Raw genomic sequence first — 12,201 nt, forward strand, 5'->3', positions numbered from 1 at the left:
AACGATTTCAACCACCAGGACGACATATGGCATCTCAATTTTTATCAGACCAAAGGTACGGCCAGGTTGTGTATTCCGTAAACGGCCACGATACCACCACCCAGCAGGGATTGCGTGCAGCGTTGGCTGAAATGATTGCATTGCTGGGTCAAATCGAAGAGCTTCTTAAAGAACGAAACATCAACTACTTTGGTTTGGACCCGACAGGCAATTGGCGGCCGGACCAAGGAATGTTTGATCCGTGGCAAGAAGACGGAGTGGGCTTCTGGGCAGCAATCGCCGCCGACTCCGGCTTGCGCAAGGATGCCATGGTTTGGTTTGACGCCGTTACGGCACTCATCAAGCGGTCGGAGAAGCTGCAATCTTGGAGCGAGAGCCTTTGGGAGTGTGATACTTCGCAGCTGGGCGAATTTGGTGCGGCTGTGTGCGCGATCCAAGACCTTGCTTTTGTGCCCGTTTACACCCAGTTCCTGCGACTCTGGGATATGGATCACGAGGTAAACCAAAGCGAGACGATCTCAATGATCGTTCAGAAGCACGGTCTTTGCCCGGAGACTGAGGATTTGCTCTACACCCGATGCGTGGACGCACAGGGTCAGGGCGGCTTTACCGAGCTTGAAGGCGCGTCCGACCTACTTGAAGACAAATATGATAATCTCGCGGAAGCACCATTGCTAAGAAAAATCGCTTCGGCGATCCACGCTGAAATCTATGAGGGTCGACGTAATGAATGGGAGAGATACGTTTCAAAGGAAATTGCTCGCCCCGCAAGGATCGTTGATCGAGGGTATTTTGGGCGATCAGACAGCTCAAAGCTACACGAGGCCGCGACGCGAATTGTCGCCGAACTCGACGCTGCCGCCGGCCCTATGCCTTGGCGTGACTTCGATCATGACGCGCGCTAATCAGATGCTCGACCTATTTTGGGTGTCTTGAACGGTCGATCAAAGCGGACACTAAGACGAAAACCGCCAACCTCCGCTTTGTCCGCGGAGCCGACCTCCAGTGCATAAGTCAGCCTAAGATTTCTTTGGGAAGCCTTGTTGGACATTGCATCACGCCCGCAGGCATATCTTCCATGAGATACAACACGAAATGCAAAGGTCTGGCCCCGAAAAGGGCGCGCTTTAGTCTTGCGGCACGAGGACAGAGGCCCGCGCGATCAACATCCTGTGAAAGCCTGATTGGAGGTCGGGGCCAAAGGGGCGGGCGAAGCCTTTTCCGGAGGCGGGTTAACAACAAACCTGCCCACGCAACGCAGCAAACCTGCAAACCCTGGTTTGCAAACTGAGTTTTGTACCAAACTCGGCGAGAATCGTACCAAACTGTGGTTAACGTCCCCCGGAGAGGGGTTAACAAAAGGATAAACGTTGCGGTCTGGACCGAGGGGCCCCACTGCATCTGGTATGTCCGCAGCAGCGTACGGTCTGGAACCCCTCCGTACGCTGCCTTAACGCTCGGCGAAAAAGCCGAATTAACCTTACCAGGACCAATCGAACTTGCGGATCACCATCAGGCTGATCGTGCCGCTGTCGCGGTTCTCGACGACCGGCGAGTCGCCCGCATCCCCGACCAGCCGGGTCCAGCCAAGCGCGCCTTCGACGGCCCATACGTCATTGTAATCATGACGAATTGTCATCTCGATGCCGGACTTGTACAGGCCGCCGCCCGGCGAATAGGCCGCCAGCGATGCGCCGGCCGGCACGCCGAAATAGGTGGTCATGTATTCTTCGTTGGCAAAGGTCATACGCGGCCCGACGCGCAGCTCCGTGTCCCGTGCAACCTCCCAGATCACGTCCGAACCCAGATCCCCAACGATGCCCTCATGCCCCGTCACGCCCTTGCGCACGGCGCCCCAGACTTCGGCATTCTCCCAACGGTAGGAAATGCGACCGCCGATTTCCAAAGCGGAATCAACATCTTCGATGCCGGTAAGCCTGGGGTGATCATCCGCGGTGCGCGCTGCGAGGTAGCGAAATGACGGGCCGAACCCAAAGCCCAGACCATCGCCCCGCTCGATATTCAGCCCGAGCATCCGAAAAGTGTTAACGCTCCCCGTCCCGGTCGGCCCCGCCTCATAGCTATCCGCCCCCTCATAAACCACCCCCCCCCGCACACCGAGTCCGAGTTCGAAAGCCAGCGCGCGATCCTGAGCGTAGACTGGGCTGGCGGCACAAAGGATGAGAGCGGGAAGAAGAAGACGCATGCGGAAGCTCCGGGGTTGGCAACGGGTTTCGGCATTGAACTAGCACGCCCCGCGCCACTCGACAGGGGAAAACGGATTACTGTCGCAGCATTTCAGCTCTGATCGGGTATGGCCCAAACTGCCTGTTTGCGAACACCTGGAAAGTGCTTCGGCCTCTCCACATCGTTCGCGCGCTCTGTTAAACCGCTGCCAAAGCCAAGGAGGCCGAGCGCATGAGCAAACCTGTCATCCTCACCATTCTCGACGGTTGGGGTCTGTCCGACGACACCATCGCCAACGCGCCTTACCTGGCAAAAACGCCGACAATTGATAGGCTTATGGCGAGTTGTCCGCATGCGACGCTAGTCACTTTCGGCCCCGATGTTGGCCTGCCGAGCGGGCAAATGGGCAACTCCGAGGTCGGGCACACCAATATTGGCGCCGGTCGCGTGGTGGCGATGGACCTTGGTCAGATCGACCTCGCCATCGAGGACGGCTCTTTCTTTGAAAACAAAGCGATACTGGAGTTTTGCGACACTGTTAAGGCCGCGGGTGGACGTGCGCATCTGATGGGCCTGACGTCCAATGGCGGCGTTCACAGTCATTCGAACCATGTGCTTGCTGCGGCGAAAATGCTCTCCGATCAGGGGCTTGAGGTGCTTGTGCACGTTATCACGGACGGCCGCGACGTAGCCCCGAAGTCCGCACGCGATCAGATCGAGGACTTTGCCTCCAAACTCCCGAAGAACGCAAGAATCGCAACGGTTTCAGGGCGGTACTACGCCATGGATCGGGACAACCGCTGGGAACGCGTCGAGCAATCCTACCGTGCCGTGGCCGAGGCGAAAGGCAGCGCGAAAACCGATGCGCTGACGGGGGTAGACGAGAGCTATGCCGATGGAAAGAATGATGAATTTATCGTTCCGTTCATCATGAAAGGCTACGATGGAATGCAGGACGGGGATGGCCTGTTCTTTACAAATTTTCGCGCGGACCGGGCTCGCGAGATTCTCGCCGCCATTGGGGACCCGAAGTTCGAGGGTTTCGACCGAGACCAGAAAAAGCTCTCTGCCCTTCTCGGTATGGTCGAGTATTCCGACAGCCACAGCGTCTATATGCAAACTGCCTATCCCAAACGGGAGATCGTCAATACGATTGGCGAATGGGTTGCAAAGCAAGGGCTTAGCCAATTCCGCCTCGCGGAGACCGAGAAATATCCGCATGTGACCTTTTTCCTGAACGGCGGCAAGGAAAGCCCGGAGGCGGGTGAAGATCGGTTTATGCCAAAATCGCCGAAGGTCGCCACATATGACATGCAGCCGGAGATGAGTGCCGAAGAGGTCACTGAGCATTTCGTGCAAGCCATTGACCATGGCTATGATTTGATTGTGGTCAACTATGCCAACCCGGACATGGTTGGGCATACCGGCGATCTGGACGCGGCCATCGCCGCGTGTGAGGCTGTTGACGACGGGCTTGGTAAAGTCGTTGCCAAACTTGAGGAAACCGGTGGCGCGCTTTTGATCATTGCGGATCACGGTAACTGTGAAACCATGGTCGATCCCCACACCGGCGGGCCCCACACGGCGCACACAACGAACTTGGTCCCCGTGATCCTTTACGGCGGTCCGGAGAGCGCGCGCCTCAGGGATGGGCGTCTTGCGGATGTGGCGCCGACCCTGCTCCAGCTGATGGGCTTGCCGCAACCGGATGAAATGACTGGGGAAAGCCTGATCCAGTGATCCGTCTCGCACTGCTTCTGACCCTGCTGTCCGGCCCTGTCCTCGCGCAGAGCGCGGGGGAAGCTGCGAAGACGGCAGCGGATGCGCTGGAAGCCGCATCGATTCAACTCGACAGGGCGGAGAGCGCCCGGGACCGTGTCGCGGCGCTGACGCAGACGGTGCGCGCCTATGAAGATGGGCTTGCGGCCATGCGCCAGGGTCTGCGCGCCGCAGCGATCCGGGAGACGGAGCTGGGTCGCAAACTCGCCGCTCAGGAAGGCGAGGTTTCCCAACTGCTTGGCGTGCTCAGCGCGCTTGGTGGCCAAGTGCAGCCGCAGACCTTGCTGCATCCGCAGGGGCCGCTGGGCACTGCCCGGTCGGGCATGCTTGTCGCTGCGGTGACGCCGGGTCTTGCCGATCAGGCCGCCCGGCTCCGCCGCGATCTCGAAGAGGTCACGGCGCTGCGCGACTTGCAACAGAGCGCTGCGAATACGCTCAAGGAGGGCCTCTCCGGTGTACAGGCCGCGCGCACCGAGCTGAGCCAGGCCATTGCCGACCGCACGGACCTGCCGCGGCGCTTTACCGAAGATCCGATCCGGCTGGAAATCCTGATCGCCTCGACGGAGACATTGCAGGGATTTGCCAGCGGCCTCAGCCAGATAGTGGAAAACGAAGAGCCGCAGAACCTGCCGCGCATTGCTGGTCAGAAGGGCGCGCTGCCGCTCCCGGTTCGCGGTGTGATCCTGCGCCGCGCCGGTGAACAGGACGCCGCCGGTGTGGTGCGGCCCGGGATCGTGGTGGCCACGCAGCCCAAGGCACTGGTGACCACACCGACTGCCGCGACAATCCGCTACAATGGTCCTCTTCTGGATTATGGTCTGGTAACCATTCTTGAACCTCAGGCTGATTTGTTGCTGGTTATCGCAGGTCTTGCAGAGGTTTACGGGGCAATCGGCCAAGTCCTGCCCGCTGGCTCGCCAGTGGGATTGATGGGCGGGGAAAGCGTCCGCACTGGCGATATCCAGTCACCAATCGGTGAAAGGGGTGGCGCCGAGCGTTCGGAAACGCTCTATATAGAGATGAGAGAAGGCGATGCGCCTGTCGATCCGCTGACGTGGTTCGCAACCGACAAGGGATAAGAGTTAAGATGAAGAAATTCGTGATGGCCGCTTGTGGCGGCGCGCTGGCCTCCGTGGTCGCAACCACGCAATTCGTCGGCCCGCTGCTGGCCCAGGAAGACAGCCGACCCGCCAACGTCTATGAGCAGCTCGACCTGTTCGGCGATATCTTTGAGCGCATCCGCGCGCAGTACGTCGAAGAGGTGGATGAGGCGGACCTGATCGAAGCGGCGATAAACGGCATGCTGACGTCGCTTGATCCGCACTCCAATTACCTGCCTCCCGACGACGCCGAAGACATGCAGGTCCAAACCCGTGGCGAATTTGGCGGCCTCGGGATCGAGGTCACGCAGGAAGATGGCTTCGTCAAGGTGGTCTCCCCGATCGACGGCACACCGGCCATGGAAGCGGGTATGGAGGCGGGTGACTTCATCACCCATGTGGATGGCGAAAGCGTTCTGGGCCTGACGCTCGATGATGCGGTGGACATGATGCGCGGGCCGGTTGGGTCCGAGATTGTCATCACCGTCGTGCGTGAGGGCGAAGACGAGCCCTTCGATGTGTCCATCGTCCGCGACACCATCAAGCTCACCGCTGTGCGCACCCGGATCGAAAACAACACCGTCGTTCTGCGTGTCACCACCTTCAACGACCAGACCTTCCCGAACCTCACCGATGGTATCGCCAAGGAGATCGAAGCAGCGGGCGGCATGGAGAATGTCGACGGCTTCATCCTCGATCTGCGCAACAACCCCGGTGGTCTGCTGACGCAGGCAATCAAGGTGTCGGACGCGTTCCTAGATGCAGGCGAAATCGTTTCGACCCGTGGCCGCAACCCGGCGGATGGCGACCGCTTCAACGCCATGCCCGGTGATCTGGCCGAGGGCAAACCGCTTGTGGTTCTGATCAACGGGGGCTCGGCTTCTGCGTCCGAGATTGTCGCCGGTGCTCTTCAGGATCATCGCCGCGCTATCGTGGTCGGTACGAAATCCTTCGGCAAAGGCTCGGTGCAGACGGTCATGCCGCTCCGTGGTGACGGCATGATGCGCCTGACGACGGCGCGCTACTACACGCCGTCGGGCCGCTCCATTCAGGCCTTGGGCGTCTCCCCTGATATCGTCGTTGAGCAGCCGCCGCGCCGCCCGGAAAGCGAAGACGAGGAGGAAAGCACAGCCGTAAACCGCTTCTCCCGCTCCGAGGCGGACCTGCGTGGCAGCCTCGACAACGACTCGCTCACCGATGATGAGATCGAGCAGATCAAGGCCGAGCAAGCCAAGGCAGAAGCCGCTGCCAAACTCCGCGAGGAAGACTACCAATTGGCCTATGCCATTGATATCCTTCACGGAATGGCCGCTTTGGCCAGCGATCACAAGTAATGCGAGGGGCGGGGGCAACCCCGCCCTTTCACCCTCACGGCGCTCGCAAGTCAGGACGCGTGACATGACCCCCGAAGACATCGTGAAACTTCCCTACCGCCGCAATGTCGGCGTGATGCTCGTCAACGCCGAAGGCCATGCGTTCGTTGGTCAGCGGATCGACAGTGAGGTTGCCGCCTGGCAAATGCCTCAGGGCGGGATCGACAAGGGAGAGACGCCCCGAGACGCCGCGCTACGCGAGTTGACCGAAGAGACCGGCGTGACACCAGACCTCGTGACGGTCGAGGCGGAGACAGACGGCTGGATCGCCTATGATCTGCCGCATGACATCGTGCCGAAGATCTGGAAGGGCCGGTACAAGGGGCAGGAGCAGAAGTGGTTCCTGCTGCGCTTTCACGGCACCGACGATCAGGTGCGGCTCGACGCCGACGATCATCAGGAATTTTCCGAATGGTGCTGGTTGCCCGTAGATGAGGTTGTGGCGCAGATCGTTCCGTTCAAACGGTCGGTCTATGAGCGGGTCATCGCGGCGTTTCGCGATAAACTATGATGGCGTGCGGCGATCGGAGTCGGCTTTCAGCCGCGCCATGTAGTCGCGTAGAAGGCTGACGCGTTGCGGCCGGAACGACGTTTCCGTGACCGACAGATCTCTCATGCGGTCCAGACGAAAGGCCCGGAAGTCCGCGCGCAGGCAGCACCACGCCATCAGGCAATGGGTGTTTTCGAAAAAGACGATCGAGAGCGGTTTGACGGCACGCGCCGTGGCGCGGCCTTCGGCATCGGCATAGGAGAATTGCACCGTCATCTCTTCCCAGCAAGCGCGGCGCAGCACACGGGTATCCACACCGGGTGCGGGCGGCGCGCGGAAGCGGTGGGCGCGCAAGACAGCGTGTTGTAGTCGGTGGGCTTGCCGCTCTGGCAGGCGGGCCTTGAGTTTGTTCAGGGCTGTTTCCGCAGCGTCCGCAAGGGACGGGTCGGACACGGCGCGCACTTCGCGTAGGCCCAGAACCAAGGCCTCAAGCTCTTCATCCTCAAAGCCGAGCGGCGGCAGGTGCGCGTCCTCGATCAGCGTATATCCAAAGCCCGCCTCCCCATCAATGACCGCCCCGATCCCGCGCAAAGCGTCGATATCCCGGTACAGCGTCCGTTCGGACACGCCAGTCTCCAGCGCGAGTTGCCGCGCTGTGGCGGGCGGGGGCAGGCGGCGCAGGGCGCTCATCAATTGGAACAGGCGGTGGGTACGGGACATGACGCCATCATCCAAACATATGCTGACAGGAATTGACAGGAGGCATCCCTAACACGGCGGTATGGAAACAAGGAGACCCCCATGCTTGAACTTATGACATTCCGCCCCGAACAGAACGAACCCAGCTCCAGCCCGTTTTGCACCAAGGCGATGATCTGCCTGACCCTCGCGGGGCAGACATGGCAACCGGATTTCGACCCCGATTTTGGCGCAATTCCGATCGGGAAACTGCCTGTGCTCAAAGCGGGCGATGCGTTGATCCCCGACAGCAACCGCATCATCGCCTGGCTCGAAGCGCAGGGCGCGGATCTTTTTCCCGGCCTCGACGCGCGGGGCAGGGCGCAGGCCCACGCGATCATGCGCATGGTTGAGGAGAATCTGCGCTTGGGGCTCGTGCACGACCGCTGGATTGATGAGGATGTGTGGCCAATCGTCAAGGATCGGTTCTTTGGCATTGTGCCGGAAGCGGCGCGGGACGAGGTGGCCGATGGCATTCGCGAACAGATCCAAGGCTGGCTCAACGGGCATGGCGTGACACGTTGTTCCAAAGCGGATCGGATGACCTATTTCGCGCCGGATCTAGCGGCCCTGACGGCGCTGCTGGAGGGGCAGGACTGGCTGAACGGAGACCAACCGGGCGCCGTCGATGCCAGTGCCCTGCCGGTGCTTTCGGCGCTGGAAACGCTGCCGGTGGAAACCGATCTTTGCAGGGCGATCCGCAACAACGCGACGCTTATGGCCTATCTTCGGCGTGGCCGCAGCACGCTGTTCCAGCCGCTGCTCAACGCTGTTTCCGCTGCCGCGTGACCTTGCGTTTGACCTTGGCGTCTTTCTTTTTGGCCTTCGCCGCCTTGCGTTGCGGCGAAGCGCCCCTTTTCTTCGGGCCGCCGCGACCTCCGCCATATCGGCGTGGGCCGCGCCCACGTCCGCCCGGCACGCTTTCATAGCCTTCGTCGTCCAGTTCCAGCAGTTCGAGCGCGATGCCCCCGGAAATCGGAGCCGCTTCGACCAGACGCACCTTTGCGCGCATTCCCAGCCCGATGATCCGCCCCGTGTCGCTGCCCATCAGGGTGGCGCTTTCGGCGTCGAACTGAAAATACTCCCGGCCAAGCGTGCCAATCGGCACGAGCCCGTCGGCCCCGGTCTCGTCAAGTTTGATGAACACGCCAAAGCGGGCGATGCCCGACACGCGCCCGGTGAATTCGGCACCGATGCGGTCCGACAGATAGGCGGCAAGGTAGCGGTCCGTGGTGTCCCGCTCCGCCATCATGGAGCGGCGCTCCGTATCGGAAATATGCTGGCCGATCTGTTCGAGATTTTCGATCTCGCCATTGGTCAGGCCGTCATCCCCCCAACCATGCGCGCGGATCAGGGCGCGGTGCACGATCAGGTCGGCATAGCGCCGGATGGGTGACGTGAAATGCGCGTAGTTCATCAGCGCGAGGCCGAAGTGCCCGAAATTCTTGGGGCTGTAATACGCCTGTGTCATGCTGCGCAGCGTTGATATGTTGATCAGTTCCGCTTCGTCCGTGCCCGCCGCCTGATGCAGGAGCCGGTTGAGGTGCGCGGTCTTGAGTACCTGCCCCTTGGCGAGGTTGAGGCCTGCCGCCTGCGCCGTCTCCCGCAGATTGTCGAGTTTGTCCTGCGAGGGCTCCTCATGGACGCGGAACAGCAGGCCCATATCCTTTTTCAGCAGGACTTCCGCGGCGGCGACATTGGCAAGGATCATGAACTCTTCGATGAGCTTGTGGGCGTCGAGCCGCTCGGTGAAATTGACGGATTGCACCTTACCGTCCTCGGTCAGCACCACCTTGCGCTCCGGCAGATCGAGGTCCAGCGGCTGGCGCACGGTGCGCGCCTTTTTCAGCGCGGCATAGGCGGCGTACAATGGACGGATCACGGGGCTGACCAGCGGTCCGGTCTTGTCGTTGGGCTGGCCGTCGATTGCGGCCTGCACCTCCTGATAATTCAACGAAGCGGGCGAGCGCATGAGGCCGCGCATAAATTGCTGGCCGATCTTGTTGCCCTCGGTGTCGATGCGCATGCGCACCGCGATACAGGCGCGCGGGACGCCCTCGTGCAGCGAACACAGATCCCCGGACAGCCGGTCTGGCAACATCGGCACCACGCGATCGGGAAAATAGCTCGAATTGCCCCGCTTTTTCGCCTCGCGGTCGAGGTCGGAGCCGGGCGTGACGTAATGGGCAACATCCGCGATGGCGACCCAGATGACATGACCGCCGGGGTTGCCCTCTTCGGTGTCGGGCTCTGCAAAGACGGCATCATCGTGGTCGCGGGCGTCATGGGGGTCGATGGTGACAAGCGGCATATCGCGCAGATCCGTGCGGCCGCTGAGACCCGCGGGCTTCTTGCTGTCTGCCTCGGCCAGGACCTCGGGCGGAAAATCGTCCGGGATGCCGTGTTGATGGATGGCGATGAGCGAGACCGCCTTGGGTTCGGACGGATCGCCAAGGCGTTGGGTTATGCGGGCGCGGGGCAGCCCCATGCGGCCCTTCGGTCCGGCCTGTTCCGCCTCGACCAGCTCGCCGTCCTTTGCGCCGTGGGTCGCGTCGGCAGCGACGCTCCATTCGCGGTCGGCGCCCTTGTCGATGGGCACGATCCGCCCGCCTTCGGCACCCTTGCGGAAAATTCCGACGACCTTGAGCGGGTTGGCGCCGATGCGGCGGATCAGCCGGGCTTCGTAGTTGTGATCCTCCTCGTGCACCACCTGCAGGCGGCCAAGGATACGATCGCCCTCGGCCAGCGCCGGATCAGAGGCGCGTGGCACGAAGAGGACGATGGGCTCCACTCCTTCGCCATGCCATTCCAAGGGTTTGGCATAGAGGTCGCCGTCGCTGTTCGGCTCCAGAATCTGCAAGACGCTGACCGGCGGCAGGCGATCGGGATCGCGGTACGTCTTCTTGCGCTTTGCCAGATGGCCTTCGGCCTCAAGCTCCTTCAGCAGGCGCTTGAGATCAATCCGCGCGGCGCCCTTGATTCCAAAGGCCTTTGCGAGATCGCGTTTCGAGGTCAGGGTCGGGTTGGCCGAAATCCATTCGAGGATGTCCGCCTTGCTGGGGAGTGTGCTCATGGCCCTGTCCTACCACGGCCAAATCGGGCCGTCACGCCGAACAATGGCCTGTCGTGCTGGCGGCGGTCGCAGGGATCAGCCTGCTGTTTGTCCGGGCCTGTGATACGGATCACATCAATCTATGATTGAGTGAAGCTATGGTTTGCGCAATCATGTCCTGTCTCGGGTCCGGATCGTAGCCCGTTCGGGACCCCGTTTTCTCCAACCCCCCGACCGGAGGTTCCACCATGACGCGCCTTTCCCACCTGCTCGTCCTGTTTGCCACCATTGCCACGTTTGCCGCTCCCACCGTGGCGCAGGCTGCGGGCAGTGCCTGCGACAGCCCCGGCTGGATCGACAAGCCCGACGCCGCCTTCGCCGCCGATTGTGTCGATGTTGCCTTCAACGGCTCGCTGGAAGAGCGCGAGCGGCTGGCGTGGATGTTCTTTGCCCGGGTGAACCAGTTGATTGACGACCCAAGTGGCGGCATGTCGAAAAGCGGCAAGGTGCCGGTGTGGATGGCGTGGCCGACGGACCCGGACACCTTTGGCACGCTCAAACGGTTTGATTTCAACACGATGGTGCCCCGGACGGTGATGGAGCCGTCGGCCGAGAAAAAGGACCTTGAGGCGGGCCGCATCTCCGAGGCCGATCCCGATAGCGCCAACGAAGAGGTGACGCGCAACAAGATTTCCTATGATTATCTGGTCGATAGTGGCCTGACGACGAAGATCGACGTGGCAGAGTTCTTCAAGGACAATGATGCGGTCGACATGCCGGTTGGGTCCGTGGAATTGAAGGCCTCCTGGCTGCAACTGCCGAAGGGCGAGACCGCGCCGGAGGGGGCGCTGGTTTTTCGCTTCAAAGGGGGCGACTATTGGTGGCGCGGGCTGCACATCCAGGTGAAAATGCAGTCGCTGAAGAACCCGGTGGAGGATATTTTCTATTCCGAGGATCCAAGCTGGTTCTGGACCACCTTCGAATTCAACGACAATCCTGGCGTCCGAAAAGTGCGCGAGACACTGATCACTCAACGCGCGCCGCTGCCCCGCGAAGAGATCGACAGGATTCTGGATGAGGCGGGCTTGGCTGGATTTGGGTTCCAGGCTTACGCACCGAACGGCACACAGATCCGCTTTACGCAGGATGGCTCCGGGGAGGTGCCGGTTATTCTGGGTCATACCGATATGGAGGATTTTGCCGGAGCGCCCAACACCGCGCAACCGCAGTACTGGACCCATTTCGAGGCGAGCTGCCACAGCTGTCACGCCACGGCGTCCTACAACCCGGAAACTGAGACCTTCTTTCCGTTCTCGGTGCCGACCGGCGCGCTGCACAAGGGGTACAACATGACCAACAGTGCCGGAACGGTGGTTTATCTCGGGCAGGGGTTCAAGCCGTTGGACTTCATGTGGCCGATCGCCTTTCAGACAAAGTAAGGCGGTCCGGGCCGTTCTTTGAGGCCGAATGGTGTTTGAAGGG

At 61.1% G+C, this 12,201-nt stretch carries 10 protein-coding genes; 7 read left to right on the top strand and 3 right to left on the bottom strand.

Annotated features, from left to right (window positions below; genetic code table 11):
• The first annotated feature begins 26 nt into the window (after nucleotides 1-26).
• Nucleotides 27-905 carry a hypothetical protein gene (locus ACN2XU_RS16855; protein WP_419411622.1) on the top strand — a complete coding sequence of 293 codons (879 nt, stop codon included), beginning with the start codon at nucleotides 27-29 and terminating at the stop codon, nucleotides 903-905.
• Nucleotides 906-1,480: 575 nt separating this feature from the next.
• On the opposite strand, the gene ACN2XU_RS16860 is transcribed toward ACN2XU_RS16855, so the two are convergent.
• Nucleotides 1,481-2,206, bottom strand: a complete 726-nt coding sequence (locus ACN2XU_RS16860; RefSeq protein WP_419411623.1) for a MipA/OmpV family protein — start codon at nucleotides 2,204-2,206, stop codon at nucleotides 1,481-1,483.
• Between the two features lie 212 nt (nucleotides 2,207-2,418).
• On the opposite strand from ACN2XU_RS16860, the gene gpmI reads away from it, so the two are divergent.
• From gpmI to ACN2XU_RS16880, 4 genes are all read left to right on the top strand, one after another.
• Nucleotides 2,419-3,927 carry a 2,3-bisphosphoglycerate-independent phosphoglycerate mutase gene (gene gpmI, locus ACN2XU_RS16865; protein WP_419411624.1) on the top strand — a complete coding sequence of 503 codons (1,509 nt, stop codon included), beginning with the start codon at nucleotides 2,419-2,421 and terminating at the stop codon, nucleotides 3,925-3,927.
• Nucleotides 3,924-5,045: a murein hydrolase activator EnvC family protein gene (locus tag ACN2XU_RS16870; RefSeq protein ID WP_419411625.1), complete on the top strand. Its 1,122-nt coding sequence runs from the start codon at nucleotides 3,924-3,926 to the stop codon at nucleotides 5,043-5,045. The genes gpmI and ACN2XU_RS16870 overlap by 4 nt, the downstream gene beginning before the upstream one ends.
• A gap of 8 nt (nucleotides 5,046-5,053) precedes the next feature.
• Nucleotides 5,054-6,400, top strand: a complete 1,347-nt coding sequence (locus ACN2XU_RS16875) for a S41 family peptidase (protein WP_419411626.1) — start codon at nucleotides 5,054-5,056, stop codon at nucleotides 6,398-6,400.
• A gap of 64 nt (nucleotides 6,401-6,464) precedes the next feature.
• Nucleotides 6,465-6,950, top strand: a complete 486-nt coding sequence (locus tag ACN2XU_RS16880; RefSeq protein ID WP_419411627.1) for an RNA pyrophosphohydrolase — start codon at nucleotides 6,465-6,467, stop codon at nucleotides 6,948-6,950.
• Here ACN2XU_RS16880 and ACN2XU_RS16885 read toward each other — a convergent pair.
• Nucleotides 6,945-7,649, bottom strand: coding sequence for a helix-turn-helix transcriptional regulator (locus tag ACN2XU_RS16885; protein ID WP_419411628.1), 705 nt, complete (start codon nucleotides 7,647-7,649; stop codon nucleotides 6,945-6,947). The genes ACN2XU_RS16880 and ACN2XU_RS16885 overlap by 6 nt on opposite strands.
• An 81-nt stretch (nucleotides 7,650-7,730) precedes the next feature.
• On the opposite strand from ACN2XU_RS16885, the gene ACN2XU_RS16890 reads away from it, so the two are divergent.
• Nucleotides 7,731-8,456: a glutathione S-transferase family protein gene (locus tag ACN2XU_RS16890; RefSeq protein ID WP_419411629.1), complete on the top strand. Its 726-nt coding sequence runs from the start codon at nucleotides 7,731-7,733 to the stop codon at nucleotides 8,454-8,456.
• Here the strand turns inward: ACN2XU_RS16890 and rnr are convergent.
• Nucleotides 8,431-10,740, bottom strand: a complete 2,310-nt coding sequence (gene rnr, locus ACN2XU_RS16895; protein ID WP_419411630.1) for a ribonuclease R — start codon at nucleotides 10,738-10,740, stop codon at nucleotides 8,431-8,433. The two genes, ACN2XU_RS16890 and rnr, sit on opposite strands and share 26 nt — an antisense overlap.
• Before the next feature lie 227 nt (nucleotides 10,741-10,967).
• Here rnr and ACN2XU_RS16900 point away from each other — a divergent pair, with 227 nt between their 5' ends.
• Entirely contained in the window at nucleotides 10,968-12,158 is a 1,191-nt protein-coding gene (locus ACN2XU_RS16900; protein WP_419411631.1) for a hypothetical protein, read from the top strand.
• Nucleotides 12,159-12,201 lie beyond the last annotated feature (43 nt).

Source organism: Pacificoceanicola niger, assembly GCF_048553275.1.
GTDB lineage: Bacteria > Pseudomonadota > Alphaproteobacteria > Rhodobacterales > Rhodobacteraceae > Pacificoceanicola.